The sequence below is a fragment of the Pseudomonas boreofloridensis genome, assembly GCF_030580795.1.
Classification (GTDB): Bacteria; Pseudomonadota; Gammaproteobacteria; order Pseudomonadales; family Pseudomonadaceae; genus Aquipseudomonas; species Aquipseudomonas boreofloridensis.
The window spans coordinates 89,560-105,014 of sequence record NZ_JAUQOQ010000012.1; the positions used below are offsets into that span (position 1 = coordinate 89,560).

19 protein-coding genes are annotated in these 15,455 nt (G+C 64.0%); 14 read left to right on the top strand and 5 right to left on the bottom strand.

Annotated elements, in window-relative coordinates; translation table 11 throughout:
* Positions 1-34: 34 nt before the first annotated feature.
* The 3 genes from Q6A47_RS15585 to Q6A47_RS15595 are packed head-to-tail and all read left to right on the top strand — an operon-like array spanning position 35 to position 1,624.
* Complete coding sequence (locus Q6A47_RS15585; RefSeq protein WP_304484735.1) at positions 35-598, top strand: GNAT family N-acetyltransferase; 564 nt, start codon at positions 35-37, stop codon at positions 596-598.
* 52 nt (positions 599-650) lie between these two features.
* Positions 651-1,190 carry a hypothetical protein gene (locus Q6A47_RS15590; protein ID WP_304484736.1) on the top strand — a complete coding sequence of 180 codons (540 nt, stop codon included), beginning with the start codon at positions 651-653 and terminating at the stop codon, positions 1,188-1,190.
* Positions 1,191-1,234: 44 nt separating this feature from the next.
* Positions 1,235-1,624 (top strand): lysozyme inhibitor LprI family protein, encoded by a 390-nt coding sequence (locus Q6A47_RS15595; protein ID WP_295484639.1) that lies wholly within the window; start codon positions 1,235-1,237, stop codon positions 1,622-1,624.
* Positions 1,625-1,675: 51 nt separating this feature from the next.
* On the opposite strand, the gene mnmH is transcribed toward Q6A47_RS15595, so the two are convergent.
* Positions 1,676-2,791, bottom strand: coding sequence for a tRNA 2-selenouridine(34) synthase MnmH (mnmH, locus tag Q6A47_RS15600; RefSeq protein WP_295484627.1), 1,116 nt, complete (start codon positions 2,789-2,791; stop codon positions 1,676-1,678).
* Positions 2,791-3,825: a selenide, water dikinase SelD gene (gene selD / locus Q6A47_RS15605; RefSeq protein WP_029613065.1), complete on the bottom strand. Its 1,035-nt coding sequence runs from the start codon at positions 3,823-3,825 to the stop codon at positions 2,791-2,793. The genes mnmH and selD overlap by 1 nt, the downstream gene beginning before the upstream one ends.
* A 190-nt stretch (positions 3,826-4,015) precedes the next feature.
* On the opposite strand from selD, the gene Q6A47_RS15610 reads away from it, so the two are divergent.
* The 4 genes from Q6A47_RS15610 to phnE are packed head-to-tail and all read left to right on the top strand — an operon-like array spanning position 4,016 to position 7,246.
* Positions 4,016-4,870, top strand: a complete 855-nt coding sequence (locus Q6A47_RS15610) for a putative selenate ABC transporter substrate-binding protein (RefSeq protein WP_304484737.1) — start codon at positions 4,016-4,018, stop codon at positions 4,868-4,870.
* Positions 4,867-5,661: a phosphonate ABC transporter ATP-binding protein gene (locus Q6A47_RS15615; protein WP_304484738.1), complete on the top strand. Its 795-nt coding sequence runs from the start codon at positions 4,867-4,869 to the stop codon at positions 5,659-5,661. The genes Q6A47_RS15610 and Q6A47_RS15615 overlap by 4 nt, the downstream gene beginning before the upstream one ends.
* Entirely contained in the window at positions 5,655-6,482 is an 828-nt protein-coding gene (locus tag Q6A47_RS15620) for a PhnE/PtxC family ABC transporter permease (protein ID WP_039575406.1), read from the top strand. Before Q6A47_RS15615 ends, Q6A47_RS15620 begins: the two co-directional genes overlap by 7 nt.
* On the top strand, positions 6,479-7,246 hold the full coding sequence (gene phnE / locus Q6A47_RS15625) for a phosphonate ABC transporter, permease protein PhnE (RefSeq protein WP_304484739.1): 768 nt from the start codon (positions 6,479-6,481) through the stop codon (positions 7,244-7,246). Before Q6A47_RS15620 ends, phnE begins: the two co-directional genes overlap by 4 nt.
* Before the next feature lie 36 nt (positions 7,247-7,282).
* On the opposite strand, the gene Q6A47_RS15630 is transcribed toward phnE, so the two are convergent.
* Positions 7,283-8,173, bottom strand: a complete 891-nt coding sequence (locus tag Q6A47_RS15630) for a bestrophin family protein (RefSeq protein ID WP_039575412.1) — start codon at positions 8,171-8,173, stop codon at positions 7,283-7,285.
* Positions 8,174-8,422: 249 nt separating this feature from the next.
* On the opposite strand from Q6A47_RS15630, the gene Q6A47_RS15635 reads away from it, so the two are divergent.
* The 4 genes from Q6A47_RS15635 to Q6A47_RS15650 all read left to right on the top strand — a co-directional run bounded on the left by Q6A47_RS15635 (position 8,423) and on the right by Q6A47_RS15650 (position 11,512).
* Positions 8,423-9,478, top strand: a complete 1,056-nt coding sequence (locus Q6A47_RS15635; protein ID WP_295484575.1) for a diguanylate cyclase — start codon at positions 8,423-8,425, stop codon at positions 9,476-9,478.
* A 188-nt stretch (positions 9,479-9,666) separates the two neighbouring features.
* Complete coding sequence (locus tag Q6A47_RS15640) at positions 9,667-10,131, top strand: hypothetical protein (RefSeq protein WP_304484740.1); 465 nt, start codon at positions 9,667-9,669, stop codon at positions 10,129-10,131.
* A 186-nt stretch (positions 10,132-10,317) separates the two neighbouring features.
* Positions 10,318-10,938, top strand: a complete 621-nt coding sequence (locus Q6A47_RS15645; RefSeq protein WP_116887601.1) for a LysE family translocator — start codon at positions 10,318-10,320, stop codon at positions 10,936-10,938.
* A gap of 10 nt (positions 10,939-10,948) precedes the next feature.
* Positions 10,949-11,512, top strand: a complete 564-nt coding sequence (locus Q6A47_RS15650; RefSeq protein WP_304484741.1) for a GNAT family N-acetyltransferase — start codon at positions 10,949-10,951, stop codon at positions 11,510-11,512.
* Here the strand turns inward: Q6A47_RS15650 and Q6A47_RS15655 are convergent.
* Positions 11,497-12,666, bottom strand: coding sequence for a multidrug effflux MFS transporter (locus tag Q6A47_RS15655; RefSeq protein WP_304484742.1), 1,170 nt, complete (start codon positions 12,664-12,666; stop codon positions 11,497-11,499). The two genes, Q6A47_RS15650 and Q6A47_RS15655, sit on opposite strands and share 16 nt — an antisense overlap.
* 135 nt (positions 12,667-12,801) lie before the next feature.
* Between Q6A47_RS15655 and Q6A47_RS15660 the strand changes: the two genes are divergently transcribed.
* From Q6A47_RS15660 to Q6A47_RS15670, 3 genes are all read left to right on the top strand, one after another.
* Positions 12,802-13,692 (top strand): LysR family transcriptional regulator, encoded by an 891-nt coding sequence (locus tag Q6A47_RS15660; RefSeq protein WP_304484743.1) that lies wholly within the window; start codon positions 12,802-12,804, stop codon positions 13,690-13,692.
* 368 nt (positions 13,693-14,060) lie between these two features.
* Positions 14,061-14,312, top strand: coding sequence for a hypothetical protein (locus Q6A47_RS15665; protein ID WP_304484744.1), 252 nt, complete (start codon positions 14,061-14,063; stop codon positions 14,310-14,312).
* Positions 14,313-14,319: 7 nt separating this feature from the next.
* Positions 14,320-14,583 (top strand): hypothetical protein, encoded by a 264-nt coding sequence (locus Q6A47_RS15670; protein ID WP_304484745.1) that lies wholly within the window; start codon positions 14,320-14,322, stop codon positions 14,581-14,583.
* A 313-nt stretch (positions 14,584-14,896) separates the two neighbouring features.
* On the opposite strand, the gene Q6A47_RS15675 is transcribed toward Q6A47_RS15670, so the two are convergent.
* A complete protein-coding gene (locus tag Q6A47_RS15675; RefSeq protein ID WP_304484746.1) occupies positions 14,897-15,415 on the bottom strand; it encodes a coiled-coil domain-containing protein in 519 nt (172 codons plus the stop codon).
* Between the last annotated feature and the right edge of the window lie 40 nt (positions 15,416-15,455).

The following is a 15,455-nucleotide window of genomic DNA, read 5'->3' on the forward strand; positions in this document are numbered from 1 at the left end:
CTGTCATCTTCCCAGCTTTGGACAGGAGTTCGGCGTGATCCACCTCCGCAGTTTCCCCAGTGACCTGTGCCTGGACAGCCCGCGCTTGCAGTTGCGGCCCATGCGCCACGCCGATGCGGCGCGCTGGTTGACGATCATGGCCGACCCCGAGGTGATGCGTTACTGGTATCACGCGCCCTGGACCGAACTGGCCGAGGCCGAAAGCGCCCTGGCCGCCGACCGCGAAGCCTATGCGACGGGCACGCTGCTCAAGCTGGGCATGTACCGGCGCGACAACGGCGAGCTGATCGGCATGGTGCAGATGTTCAACATCGATCACGACTCGCGCCGGGGCGAGATCGGCTACTGCCTGGCCCGCGCCGTGCAGGGCCGGGGCTACATGGACGAGGCGCTGACCTGCTTCATCGACTACCTGGCCCACACCCTGCACATGCGCCGTCTGGAAGCAGAGATCGACCCGCGCAACCAAGGCTCGGCGCGCACCCTGGAGCGTCAGGGCTTCGTGCTGGAAGGCACCTTGCGTGCGCGTTGGTGCGTGGCTGGAGAGCTGTCCGACTCGGGCCTCTACGGCCTGCTGCTGGAACCGCCTGTCGCCTGAGGCGTGGGTGCGGTAAGGTCGGCGTTCGCTTTCAAGCCCGTGGAGTGTCCGGTTGCCCGCTTATTACCTGAGTCTCAGCCTGCTGCTGTACCTCTCCAGTCTGTTCTTCGATGGCGCGCTGATGGACGTCGGGCGCCAGATGCCGGCCTTGCAGATGCTGCTCTACGGCCCCTGGGGCGTGGCCTTCGATGTGTACGCCTGGTTCGCCAACCCGTTGCTGGCGCTGGCGGTGCTCGCCCATCGGCGCTTTCGGCGTTTGGCGTTGCTGGTCGGCGCTGCGGCGCTGTACCTGGCAATCGGCAGCTTGACCATCGAGCGTCTGCCGGACAACCGCAGCTACGCTTTCCACGACATCACCGGTTTCGGCCTCGGCTTCTACCTGTGGCTGGGGTCGATGCTGGTGTTCTGCGCCGGCCAGCTCTGGTGGTGCTTCAAGGCCCGCCGCGCCGATGAGGTGCCGGGCTGGAACTGGGTGGACGTGGTGGTGATTGCGGCCCTGGCGCTCACGCTGTATGTCGCCACACAACTGCCGTCGCTGCGCTTCGAGGTGGATCAGGTGCTGATGCCGCCTGAGCCTGCGCAAAGTCTCTGACACTGCTAGGCTCAGCATCCTCTTCACGCAACGGACCCGCTTCGATGACTCGCTATGCTTTTGCCACGCTGTACGCCGTGCTGGCCTTCGCCACATCGGCCCAGGCCGACGACAATTCCCCGAGCTATGTCCAGTGCATGGACAAGGCCGCCAGCACCTTGGCGATGAATGTCTGCGTCACCGACGAAACCCGCGTGCAGGATCAACGCCTGAACACCGCCTACAAGCAGTTGATCCGCAAGCTGGAGATCGCCCAGGTCAAGCGCCTGCGTGAAGTGCAGCGCGACTGGATTGCCTTTCGCGACAAGAACTGCGGCTTCCACGCGCAACTGAGCGGCGGCAGCATGGCCAGCGTCGAGCAAGGCATCTGCGTGATGGACATGACCCAGGAGCGCGCGGCGGAGATGGAGCGTCTGCTCAAGCCCGAGCAGTAATGCTTCGAGGCGTGGCGCCGGGACGTCTGCGGTCGCGGCGCCGAGGCGCTGTCAGCGTGCCGGTGGCCGCTCGCGCTGCGCCCGTGCCTTGAGATATTCGCGCACCTCCACGCCATCGCCCGCGAACTCGATGCGGTGCGCCTTGGCCTCGCGCTGATAGGCGTACATCGGGTCGTAATACTCGTTCAGCAAGCCTTCGATCCAGCCCCGGTGCAGGTCCACGTCGCCGCTGCGCAACTGTTCGTCCAAGGCCTGGTCCAGCAGCGCCTGCAGGCGCTGGAGACGTTCGCCGCCCAGGCGCTTGCGAATGTTGCCCAGGCTGTGGCGCAGACGTTCAGCGAACAACTGGCGACCCTCATCCTCGCCGTGCAAGGCGACGAACTCGGCGCACAGGTCGATCACGTAATCGCGCAGGATCCGCTCGACACGCTGGACGAAGCTATCTTCCAGCCACACCAGCGGATAGCGCTGCATGCCCTGGTAGAGCGGCAGCGGCACCGCGCAACTGCCGACGATGCGCCCCTCGTCTTCGAGCACGAATTGCTGCACGCCACGCGCCCGTTTCTTCAGCACGTCGATCGCCAACTGGTTTTCGAAGTCGATCTGCGCCGGCTGCGCGGTGGCGCGTTTGCCGAAGCTGGAGCCGCGATGGTTGGCGTGGCCTTCCAGGTCCAGCGCGTTATCCAGTTGCAGCAGGACGTCGGTCTTGCCTGTGCCGGTGAGCCCGCCCATGAGCACGAAGTCGCACTGCGCCACCGCCTGTGCCGTGGTATCCAGCAGATAGTTGCGCAGGGCCTTGTAGCCGCCGCTGATGCGCGGGTAGTCGATACCGGCCTCTCTCAGCCAGCCTTGGACGATCTGCGAGCGCAGGCCGCCGCGCAAGCAGTACAGGTAGCCCTGCGGGTTGGCACTGGCAAAGGCCGCCCAGGCCTCCAGGCGCGCCTGCTTGACTGCGCCATTGACCAGTTGATGGCCCAGGGCGATGGCCGCGCCCTGGCCCTGCTGCTTGAAGCAGGTGCCGACCTTGTGCCGCTCCGCGTCGTTCATCAGCGGCAGGTTGACCACGCCGGGGAAGGCGCCTTTGGCAAACTCGATGGGCGCACGCATGTCCATCATCGGCACGTCATCGAGGAACAGCGGGTGGAAGTCGGTGCAGTCGGGGCGCATCAGATCACCTCGACTGCGTAGGTCTGTCGCTCGACCAGGGTGCCGATCGGCGCCAGGTCCAGGCCGAGTTCTGCGGCCACCGCGAGGAACTGCGCCTGGCCCTCGGGGCTGACGGCCACCAGCAGGCCGCCGCTGGTCTGCGGGTCGCACAGCAGGTGTTTCTGTTCATCGGTCAAGGCGGCGATCTTGTGACCGTAGCTCTCGTGGTTGCGCAGCGTGCCGCCGGGAATGCAGCCCTCGGCCAGGTAGTGCTCGACACCCGGCAGGCGCGGCACGGCGTCGAATTGCAGGCGCGCGGTGAGGCCGCTGCCTTCGGCCACTTCGACCAGGTGGCCAAGCAGGCCGAAGCCGGTGACGTCGGTCATGGCTTTGACCCCGTCGAGCTTGCCGAAGCGGCTGCCGGGGGTGTTCAAGGTGCACATCCAGTCGCGCGCCAGGCCCTGGTCCTGGACACGCAGCTTGGCCTTTTTCTCGGCGGTGGTGAGGATGCCGATGCCCAGCGGCTTGGTGAGGTACAGCGTGCAGCCTGCGGTGGCGGTGTCGTTGCGCTTGAGCTGGCGCTTGCCGACCACACCGGTCACGGCCAGGCCGAAGATCGGCTCGGGCGCGTCGATCGAATGCCCGCCGGCCAGCGGAATGCCGGCCTCGGCGCACACTGCGCGACCACCCCGGATCACTTCGCGGGCGACCTCAGGCGGCAGCACGTTGATCGGCCAGCCGAGAATGGCGATCGCCATCAGCGGATCGCCGCCCATGGCGTAGATGTCGCTGATGGCGTTGGTGGCCGCGATGCGGCCGAAATCGTAGGGGTCGTCGACGATGGGCATGAAGAAGTCGGTGGTCGAGACCACGCCACGCTCATCGTCCAGCGCATACACGGCGGCGTCGTCACGCGAAGCGTTGCCGACCCACAGCTTGGGATCCAGCGCCTGGCTGCCGCTGTCGGCCAGAATGACGTCGAGCACCTTGGGAGAGATCTTGCAGCCACAACCTGCGCCGTGGCTGTACTGGGTCAGGCGAATCGGCTCGCTCATGGGCACCTCGCAATCGAATGAATGCGCGAGTGTAGCAATAGAGCAGCTTCGAGCTTCAAGCTTCGAGCGGCAAGATGAAGCAGTCGTGCGTGCTTGCGGCTAGAATGCCCAGCTACACCCAACCGCGATCCGCGTTCATTTGCAGCTTGCAGCTCACCGCTCGCAGCTGTCTCCAAAGGAGACCCCTCCCGTGCTGAAACGTCCCCTGGCGCTGGCCGCCGGCTTCGTCCTGTCTTGCTGTGCCGTGGTGGCTCAGGCTGCCGAGACCTTGCGCGTCAGCGCCATTCCCGATGAAGCGCCGACCGAGTTGCTGCGCAAGTTCAAACCGCTGGGCGAGTACCTCGAGCAGCAACTGGGCATGAAGGTGCAGTTCGTGCCGGTGGCCGATTATCCGGCGGTGGTCGAGTCGCTGGCCAGCGACCGCCTCGACCTGGCCTGGCTGGGCGGCTTCACCTTCGTTCAGGTGCACCTGAAAGATCCCACCGCTACACCGCTGGTACAGCGCGAGCAGGATGCCCAGTTCACCAGCAAGTTCATCACCGCCAACCCCGAGGTCAAGAGCCTGGCCGATCTGAAGGGCAAGACCTTCGCCTTCGGCTCGATCTCTTCGACGTCCGGCAGCTTGATGCCGCGCTACTTCATGCTCAAGCAGGACAACATCAAGCCGGAAAGCTACTTCAGCCGGGTCGCCTATTCCGATGCCCACGACGCCACCGTCGCCTGGGTGCAGGCCGGCAAGGTCGATGCCGGTGTGCTCAACGCCAGCGTCTGGCAGAAGCTGGTCGATGCCGGCAAGGTCGACACCACCAAGGTGCGCGTCTTTGCGACCACGCCGACCTACTACGACTACAACTGGACGGTGCGCGGCAACATGGACCCGGCGCTCAAAGAGAAGATCAAGCAAGCCTTCCTCGCCCTGGATCCCGCCAAGCCCGAGCAGAAGGCGATCCTCGATCTGCAGGCGGCCAGCCGCTTCATCGAAACCCAGCCGGAGAACTACGTCGGCACCGAGCAGGCTGCCCGTGAGGCCGGCTTGCTCAAGTGAGTATCGAACTGCAGGGCGCGGGGCTGCGCCACGGCCAGGTTCGCGCCCTGGACCACGTCAACCTGCGTATCGACGCCGGCGAGCGGGTGGCGGTGATCGGCCCGTCCGGCGCGGGCAAGTCCAGCTTGCTGCACCTGATGGCCACCGCCGTGCAGCCGAGCAGCGGGTGCCTGCACCTACTCGGCGAACAGCCCTGGGCACTGTCGGCCCGCGCTCGCCAGCGTTTGCGCACGCGGGTTGCGCTGGTGCACCAGGCGCCGCCCTTGCCGCCGCGCCAACGGGTGGTCACCGCCGTGCTGGCCGGACGTTTGGGGCAGTGGGGCACCCTGCGCGGGCTGCTCAACCTGCTGCACCCCACCGATGTACCCGGCGCACGCCAAGTGCTGGCCGAGCTGGGGCTGGCCGACAAGGTGTTCGTCCAGTGCGGGCAGTTGTCCGGTGGTCAGTTGCAGCGCGTCGGCATCGCCCGCGCCTTGTACCAACAGGCTGAGGTGCTGCTGGCCGACGAGCCGGTCTCGGCGATGGACCCGGTACTGGCCGAGCATAGTTTGGGCCTGCTCAACCGCCATGCACGCGAGCGGGGCGTGACCCTGGTCGCCAGCCTGCATGCGGTGGACCTGGCGCTGGCGCATTTCCCGCGCATCATCGGCATTCGTGACGGCCAGGTGGCGTTCGATTGTGCGGCGGCGGCGGTCGCGCAGAGCATGCTCGACGAGCTCTATGCCAACGAGCACCTGACGGCGCCAGTGACCGTAGCGCCGACCCTGACGGTGCAGATGCCACGATGCTGAAGGCCGATGCCCGCGATCCGGCGGCCTGGCCGCGTCTGCTGCTGGCCGTGGTGTGCCTGGCGGTGCTGTGGCCGGGCGTGCAACTGAGCGAGCTGAACCCGGGGGTGCTGCTGCAGGCCGAGAACCGGCAGCAGATGGCCAGCTTTCTCGGCGCGTTCTGGCCACCGGCCCATGATCGCGATTTCCTCGCCTTGCTGCTGGAGGCGACGGTGCAGACGCTGGCCGTGGCCACGGCCGGTATGGCCCTGGCGTTGCTGTTGGCCGTGCCCGCCAGCCTGCTCGCCAGTCGCGCGCTGTCGTTGCGTGCCGCATCGCGCGGTGGCCGGCCGGGGCCATGGTCGCAACTGGCGCGCTTGCCGGTGCGCGGGCTGTTGGTGTTCCTGCGCAGCGTGCCGGAAATCGTCTGGGCGCTGCTGTTCGTCAGGGCGGTCGGGTTGGGACCGACGGCGGGGGTGCTGGCCATCGCCATCACCTACAGCGGCATGCTCGGCAAGGTCTATGCCGAGATCTTCGAGTCGGTCGACCAGCGTCCGGCGCATGCCCTGATGCAGGGTGGCAGCGGGCGATTGGCGGCCTTCGCCTACGGCATCCTGCCGCTGGCGGCGGCCGAGGTGGTGTCCTACAGCGTCTACCGTTGGGAGTGTGCGGTGCGCGCGTCGGTGGTGATGGGCTTCGTCGGCGCTGGCGGGCTCGGTCAGCAGATCGACCTGTCGATGCGCATGTTCGCCGGCGCCGAGGTGGCGAGCATGCTGCTGGCGTTCCTGCTGCTGGTGACCCTGGCTGATGGCCTGAGCCGCCTGCTGCGCGGGAGGCTGGCGTGAAGCGGGTGACCAATTGGCTGGTGCTGCTGGCACTGCTGGCCGCCGTGGTGGCGTCGTTCGCCTACCTGCAACTGGACCTGGCCTCGGTGCTGGGCAACGGCGGCTCGGCGCAGATGGCTGACTATGCGGCGCGCTTCCTCAGCCCTGACCTCTCGACCGAGCACTTGCGCGCGGTGGGCCATGGAGCACTGGAAACCCTGGCCATGTCCGGCCTGGGTACGTTGCTGGCGATGCTCTTGGGGTTGCTGCTCGCGTTGCCGGCGGCGGGGCGTTTCGGCTGGCCGCTGCAAGGCGCAGCGCGGCTGCTGCTCAATGCGCTGCGGGCAATTCCGGAACTGGTCTGGGCGGCCTTGACGGTGCTGGCGGCCGGGCTTGGCCCGAACGCCGGCACCCTGGCCCTGGCGTTGCACACAGCCGGGGTGCTGGGCCGATTGTTCGCCGAGGCGCTGGAAAACGCACCGCCCGAGCCTGCGCAGGCCATCCGCCTGCAGGGCGGTGGGCAGGTGGCGGCGTTCTGCTTCGGCACCTTGCCCAACCTGTGGCCGCAGTGGCTCGCCTACAGCCTGTACCGCTGGGAAAACAACATCCGCATGGCCAGCGTGCTCGGTTTCGTCGGCGCGGGCGGGCTGGGGCAGATGCTCTACACCACCCTCAGCCTGTTCCAGGAGGCGCAGGCCAGCACCGTGATCATCGGCATGCTGGTGCTGGTGTTGCTGGTGGATACCTTGAGCGACGTACTGCGCCAGCGCTACGTACGCGCCTGACCCTGCGGGTCTTCAGCCGCGAACTGGCGCCGCTCGTCACGGCGCCCACTCGCCGCACTGCGCTTCGCGCTGCATCGACTCCAGGTTGCGCTCGATGGTCTCGCAGATGGTGTCCATGGTGATCTGGTGCTCGCTGCGGCGGAACGGGCTCTGCAGGTCGGTACCGATGCGTTCGATCGCCAGCAGCATGAAGCCGACCACGGTCGAGGCCAGCGGCGTGAACCACTCCAGCGATTCCACCAGGCCGATCGGCACGATCACGCAGAACAGCGTGATGAACAGCCGTGGGAAGTACACGTAGGGGTAGGGCAGCGGGGTATTGGCGATCCGCTCCATGCCACCTTGGGCATTGGACAGGTCCACCAGGGTCGACTCCAGCCGTGCCAGGCGAATGCTGTCCAGCCGCCCAGCCTTGTACTCACGAGAGAGCAAGGCGGCGGAGCCTGCGAGGATGTCGTTGGCGAAATTGTTCGAGCCATTGCGTCGCTCGAATTCGTGCTGCGGGATGAACGCCATCAGTTCGGCCGGGCACGGCTCGCCCTTGAGGTGCGCGGCCAGGCAGTTCACATAGGCCACGTGACGGCGCAGCAGCGTGGCTTTCACCGGATTGAGCCCGTCGTCGGTGTCGTCCACAAGCGTCAGCACCTGCCGCGCGAAGCTGCGCGAACTGTTGACCATCGCCCCCCACAGCGTTCGCGCTTCCCACCAGCGGTTGTAGGCGCTGCTGTTGCGAAAACTCACCAGCACCACCAGTGCCGAGCCGAGCAGGGTCAGCGGGATCAGCGGCAGGCTGAACTTGCTGTCGAGGAACAGCATGAAGTCCAGGGTCACCAGGATGTCCCAGAGCAGCAGCCACAGCAGCGACCAGCCAATGTAGTTGAAGGTCTTGAACACCAAGCGGTATTTGCGCACGAGGTAGTTTTTCACGCAGGGATCTCTTCATGGAGCGGATGAAGGATCGGACGCCGGGGGCGGGGTAAGGTTCGCGCAGAGGGATGGGAACGTTAAACGGTTCAGTTTTCCGAAGGCTGATGAAATGCGTAGGATTCGGCCCCTCCCGTTTGAACTCCCCTTTTCAGTAGTGGCACAATGCCAAAACGCCGAACCCCAGGGCCTGTCGCCAGCCTGGTTGCCTGTCCGGTGCAACCCAGGACAGTTTTTTTTCGGTGATTCCCGATGAACCAGCGAACGGGCAAGGGCCTTTCTTTTGCCAAGCGCATGTACCCGCCACGTGCGATCGGCACCGGTCTGGGTTTCTTCTGCGTGCTCATTGGCCTGTGGCCCCTGCAACCGGCGTGGTGGGTCTGGACGCTGCTCGGGCTGCATGGCTTCGTTTGGCCACATCTGGCCTACCAGATCGCTCGACGCTCCCGGCAGCCTTTCGTCGCCGAGCAGCGCAACCTGGTATTCGACGGCTTCGCCGGCGGCTGCTGGGCCGGGGCGATGGGGCTCAACCCGCTGCCAAGCGTGATCATCCTGTCGATGATTGCCATGGACAAGATCGCCGCCGGTGGCTGGCACATGCTGGTCAAGACCGTCATTGCCCAGGTGCTGGGTATCGCGCTGGGTCTGTGGCTGTACGGGCCGCCGCTGTTTCCGCCCACCACCCAGGCGCAGATGCTGGCCTGCCTGCCGATCCTGCTGATCTACCCCATGGCCATCGGCCTGATCTGTTACCAGGTCACGGTTCAACTGGGCCAGCACAAGCGCGCCCTGGCGCGCCTGAGCCAGACCGACAGCCTGACCGGACTGATCAACCACGGCGCCTGGAAAGACCTGCTGACACGCGAATTCCAGCGCTGCCGCCGCGCCGACCAAGCCAGTGTGCTGGCGTTGATCGACATCGATCACTTCAAGCAGATCAACGACGTTCATGGCCACCTGATGGGCGACGACATCCTGCGCACCCTGAGTGCGCTGCTACCGACGCACCTGCGCAAGACCGACCTGGTGGCCCGTTATGGCGGAGACGAATTCTGTGTGATGTTGCCCGGCGCTGGCCTGGCCCAGGCCGAGGAAATCCTCGAACGATTGCGCCAGGCGGTGGAGTGCTATAGGCATCCCGACCTGCCGGAGCAGCGGCTGAGCCTGAGCATCGGCATCGCCGCCTACGGCGCGCACCAGCTCAGTGCCGATGGCTGGCTGCATGAAGCGGACATGGCGCTGTACCAAGCCAAGAGCGCCGGGCGCAACCGGGTCGTGGTGGCGCGCAGCCAACCGTCGGCCGCTTGATAGGACCTGGACGATGGATCCTCTTTCTTTTTGTGACCATGGGCATACCGACAACACACACAGATACATCCCACAGGTTATCTCTCCCGCATCCTCATGCGTTGACCGCTGAGTCGCCGTTAAATGCAGCGGCACGGCGGTTCGCGCTCTCGCGGACAGCCTTCATGGACACGAAAGGAGATGCACCTTTGAGCCTGACCGACAAGCGATTTCAGCGGTTCACTCAGCTGGGCTGGGGGGCGATGGATATGCTCATCGTCCTGGTCTATGTGGTCGACAGCCTGCGTCGCGGTGACATCCCGTTCTGGACCGACCTGCACAGCATTCTGGCCTTGGCGTCAGAACATGCGGAACTCGCCTACGCCATTGGCTTCGCCAGCTTGGCGGTCTATCTGACGGTGTTCATCAGCGCCTGTCTCTTTCTGAAAGGCGCGCGCATGGCGGCTTATCTCGGGCTGGCGCAGGCGCCGTTTCGGGTGATTCTGGTGCCCTCGATCCCGGTTGCGCTGTTCTGGCCCGATCCGCTGATCGAGACGGCGGGATGGCTGGTGTTCTTCCTCAGCCTCGTCGCCGAGGTGGTGAAGGTCTGGAGCTTGTTGCTGTTGCTGCGTAGCCAAAGCAATGGGGTAGCCGACGCGCCGGCGGCGGCTTGAGCCAGCCATTTCAGACGCCGCCTGGCAGCGGCCTGTGATCGCCGACAAGCGCGAATTTTCCGTCCGCGTCGAACAAAAGATGGCCTACAGGCGATGAAGAAAATACTGAAATTTACCCGCGCCCGGACTACGGAAAACCCTTCCCACAGGCTACGCTAGGCCAACTGTCCACAAGGCCGACTCGCCATGACCCTCGCCGATAACCTGCTTGCCTTTACCCTCGCCGCCACAGTGTTGACCATCACCCCAGGCCTGGATACGGCCCTGATCCTCAGAACATCGGCCGTCGAAGGCCGCGCGCAGGGGCTGCGCGCCGCGCTGGGTATCAACGCCGGCTGCTTCATCTGGGGCGCGGCGGTGGCTTTCGGTCTCGGCGCCTTGATCGCCGTGTCGGAACTGGCCTACGACATACTCAAGTACTGCGGCGCGGCCTATCTGGCATGGTTGGGCCTGAACATGCTGCTGCGCCCCCGGCAGTCGTTGGCCCCGGCCGAGCAAGACGCACGTCCCACGCGGAACTGGTTCCTCAGGGGCATGCTCGGCAATCTGCTCAATCCGAAGATCGGCATCTTCTATGTGTCGTTCTTGCCGCAGTTCATCCCCCAGGGGGCACCGCTGATCACCTGGACCTTTGGCCTGGTCGCCATTCACGTGGTGCTCGGCCTGCTCTGGGCCGCGGCATTGATCGGTGCCACCCGCTCGTTGTCCGGTGTGCTGCGCAAGGGCTCGGTGGTCTCATGGATGGATCGCACCACCGGCGTGCTGTTCATCCTGTTCGCTGCCCGGCTGGCGTTGAGCCGCCGTTAAGGAGTTTTCCGTGAATACCCCCGCAACCTTGTATGAAACCGACCGACTGATCGTGCGTCGCTTCTGCGAGGGTGATGCCGCCGCGCTGTTCGACTACCTGCATCGACCGACCGCCAGTTGCTTTTTCTCACTGGCGCTGTCCGACACGGCCGCTGCCGCGCAAGAAGCGAAGCAGCGCGGTATCGACAACGAATACTTTGCCGTGTGTCTCAAGCACGATGGCGCGTTGGTCGGCGATGTCTTCGCTCACCCGGAAAAGGACCAGCCGGACACGTTTTCCATCGGCTGGAATTTCAATCCCCGCTTCGCCGGGCAGGGCTATGCGCACGAGGCGGCGGTAGCGCTGGTGGACTATTTGTTCAACGAACGGGGCCTGCGACGGTTGTATGCCTACGTTGAGGACACCAACCTGCCGTCCCAGCGACTCTGCGAAAAGCTCGGCATGCGCCGGGAGGGACTGTTCATGGAGTTCGTGTCGTTCATGAAGGACGATCACGGGGTGCCGGTGTACGAGAATACTTATCAGTATGCGGTGTTGAGTAAGGAGTGGCGAACCACTCAGTCGCGCCCATGATGCAAGCAGCCCCCTAGGCACGCGCCAAGCGCGATCAGGCTGAACATCGCAACGGCCCCCGCCAGCACAGCCAGGCTGGTCCCGAACACTGCGCTGATCGCCATGGCCATCAGCGCGGCACTGCCAATCTGACAGAAACCCACCAGCCCAGAGGCGGTGGCGGCATGGCCGTGCTCTGCGGCGATGGCTCCCGACACGGACAGTGACAATGATGAGCCATTGGCCAGGCTCACCAGGCACATCGGCAGCACCACCCCGGCCGCACTTCGCCAGTCCATCGCTGCAACCCCCAGAAAGACCACACCGCCAACCACGAAGCAGACCACCCCGGCGGCCACCAGCCGGTCATAGGGCCAGTATTCCAACCCGCGTTTCGTCAGCCAATTCGCGCCGATGATGCCCGCTGTCAGCGGCAGGTACATCCAGCCGATCTGTTCTTCGCTCAGCCCTGCGCGTGTCAGCAGGAAGGGTGACTGCGTGAGGTAGACGAACCACGCGCAGTAGATCGCGCAGACCACCAGGGTGTAGCGGCGGAAGCCACGGTCGCGTAGTACTTGGCTGAAACCGTTGAAGGGGTTGGTCCGTACACGCGCCGCTGCCGGCAGCGTTTCAGGGAGTCGTATCAAGGCCAAAAGCAGTGCAACAGCCCCGAATCCCGCGACGAAAAGAAAATCTGCGCGCCAGCCGAACTGGGCCGCCAGGTGTCCGCCAATCACCGGCGCCAGCGCGGGGGAGAGTGACACCAGTGGGTAGACGATCGCATAGACCTTGGCCGAGGTTCGCTTGTCACAGGTATCGGCGATCAGCGCGCGGCCAATGACCAGCCCGGCAGCGGCGCCCATCGCCTCGATCATGCGCCATGCCAGAAATGCCGAGTAGCTGCCCGCCGCCGCACAGCCCAGCGAGCCGACCAGGTACAGCAGGCCGGCGCCCATCAATGCCGGTTTGCGGCCATAGCGGTCGGAAAGTGGGCCGTACACCAATTGCGATACCGCCAGCGCCAGCAGATAGAACGACACGGTCTGCGGCATCTGCCACTCGGCGATGCCGAAGGCGTGGGTCATGCTGGGCATGGCGGGCAAGTAGACGTCCGAGGCGATCAGGCCGAAGGCGCTGAGCATCGCGACGACGAGGATGAATGAGGAACGAGGCATGAGGCTCCCGGATGACAGGCCGGCTGTCGTAGTGAGTTGAAGGAAAGCGGCACATGCTAGACAGGCTGGGTTCATGTGAAAATGCACGCCAATGCAGTCATCGGCTGCATTTTTGCAGGTGCGTAGAAGGTGATCATGAACTGGGATGACATACGTATTTTTCTTGCTGTCCATCGTGCGAGCACCCTGACTGGCGCGGCGCAGCAGTTGGGTATCGACCAGACCACCGTGAGCCGACGCCTGGCCGGGCTGGAGCGCACACTCGGCAGTCGGTTGTTCCTGCGCAGCAACAGTGGCCTGACGCTGACCGTGACCGGCCGGGATGTGTTGCTCAAAGCGCAGGACATGGAGCGCATGGCCGTGTCGTTCGAGCGTCGGAGCGAGGGCGCCGATGCACGCGCCGAGGGCGAGGTGAGGGTCACCACCACCGATGCGCTGGCCGTCGATTTCCTGGTCCCGGCGATCGAGCGCTTGCGCGCGAGCCATCCCGACATTCGCGTGATCCTGACCACCACCACCCGACTGCTGGATCTGGCGCGCCGGGAGGCCGACATCGCCGTGCGCACCGTGCGTCCTGAGCAGCCGGATCTGATCGTGCGGCGGATGGCCAGTTGGGACGTGGGGCTGTATGCCACTCGCGGCTATCTCGAACGCCATGGCACGCCAGAGCCACAGGACCATTTCGCCGGACACGACATTGCCCTGTACCAGGCCGGGGTGACCGAGCGCCAGGACGGGACGCTGGTGGGCGTGCCCATCAAGCAGGGGCGGGTGGTGGCCGAGCTGGACTCCAGCTTGATGTTGGCCACGTTCGTGCGGGCAGGGTTGGCCTTGGGTGAACTACCTGACTATCTGGCGGCGCGCGATCCTCAGTTGACGCGGCTATGGCCGCAGCGCCGGCGTGCCACGCCTTATGAAGCGTGGCTGGTGTTGCATCAGGATCTGGCGCATACGGCGCGGGTGAAGGTGGTGGTTGAGGCGATGGCAGGGGTGTTTGGGCAGGGGACGACGGTGTCGGAGCTGTAAGGCAAAGATGTGCCCAGCCTGTTTCACGGTGGGTTACCGGGTACGGGCAGGCGGCTTGTGTGGCTGATGTATCGATTTTTACGCTGCCTATTCGGCAGGTGATGAGTTGAAGCTACGGCTTGCTGATTATGAGTCTTTCTGAGCTGCCTACACGGCAGCTCAGAAAGCAGGGCCGACGCCCTCGAACTCCACGCCATGAGTTCACTGCCGTGTAGGCAGCTCAGAAATCGATCCCAGGCCGCCTCGCAGAACAGTTCGAATCAGTGATAGCAACTATCAAGCGGGACGATTTTTCACCTTGTGCGGCGCCTCATAAGCTTGATCCATCGATTCGAGACCCTCGAATGTCAGGCACAGGATGCTGCACCATGAACGCCATTGTCCGTCCTCTTCTGGTTGTCATCACTGTTGTTGGTCTCAGTCTTCTTGCAGGCTGTGCCACCCATCCCGAACTACGTCCCTATACTGCGCAGGAAGTGCGCCAGTTGCGGCTGGAAGCGCTGCAGCGTCAAGGGCTATCTCTGGATGCCTACGAAAGGCAGCGGGCTGTAATCATCAGGGCCGACCAGGCAGAAATGGCGGCAAGCAGCGAGCAATCCGTAGACGGTTTCAGCGGGTGAGGCTTCGATGATGAGAAAAACACTGCGCGCATTACTCATAATGTCCACCGCGTTGTTCTTTATCAGTTTGGCAGGCTGCGCAGGATCGTCACGCCTGTCTACGGGTGGCGTTGAGCACTCCCAGTTCGACTATGAAAAGCGGCTGGCGATGTTCCTAGGCGATGACGACCCGCTCGACGAAGATCAAGAGCCGAGTCTCTGGGGGCTGGACTACGCGGTGTTCAGTTCAGGTGTTGGCATGGTTCCGGCCCTGAAAGCGTCCGTGAACTGAGGTGCCTTACCCAACAGCATGAGAATCCGGCCATGTCCGGCTCGGCGTCGCACAGGCAGCGCCATACCGTCTCGCATGCCCTCTCTGGTCTGGCCGTTTAAAACCCAAAACCCGCCCACAAAAAAACCGACCCTAAGGTCGGTTTCCTGTTCAATCATGGTGCCCGAGGGAGACCCTAATTTGGTTTGTATCTCCATGATTTAAAAGCATTTTATACGTGTATGGTTTTAATCATACTCACAAATGTACTCACATTAGCTCTCGTGGCTTCTCTCCCAAGGGATTTTGAACCTTCTAGAGCTGCCGCGGCGGCCTATGTCGGCACGTGATGTTGGCAGCGGGACAGCTCTTTGCCATCGTCTGCGATCGAGTACCCGCACTCGTAGTTACTGATCAGGATGTCCGCCTCCTGTTCACCGTCCCTGCCTCCATAGATCGTATGTACATGGCGGCCCGCCAACGGATCGCCGCAGTGGGGGCATATCAAATCGCTCTCACGGATCAGATCAGATAGGACTGACAGCTTGCCCTGAATGCCTTGGAGCTCTTCCACCTTCAGCTTGATCTCGCTCCGATGAGTGTCTTCATCGGCTTTGAGGCGGCAAATTTCATCCTGGGTGACCTTGATCCGATCATTGAGGATGGATACGAACGTGTCGGGTGTCTGGGCTTGTAACGCTGCAATCTGCTCGTCCTTTTGGGCCAGACGTTCTTTGAGCAACTGGATCACGGCGTCTTTCTTTTGCACCAGTATTCGGTACAGGCCAAATACGGCACTGATGAAGCCAATGATTGCAGCGGCTTGCCCCATCGAAATTATTTCTGTTGTCATAACTACGCTCCTTGTCATCGCGCAGGCAGAGTACCTTCCC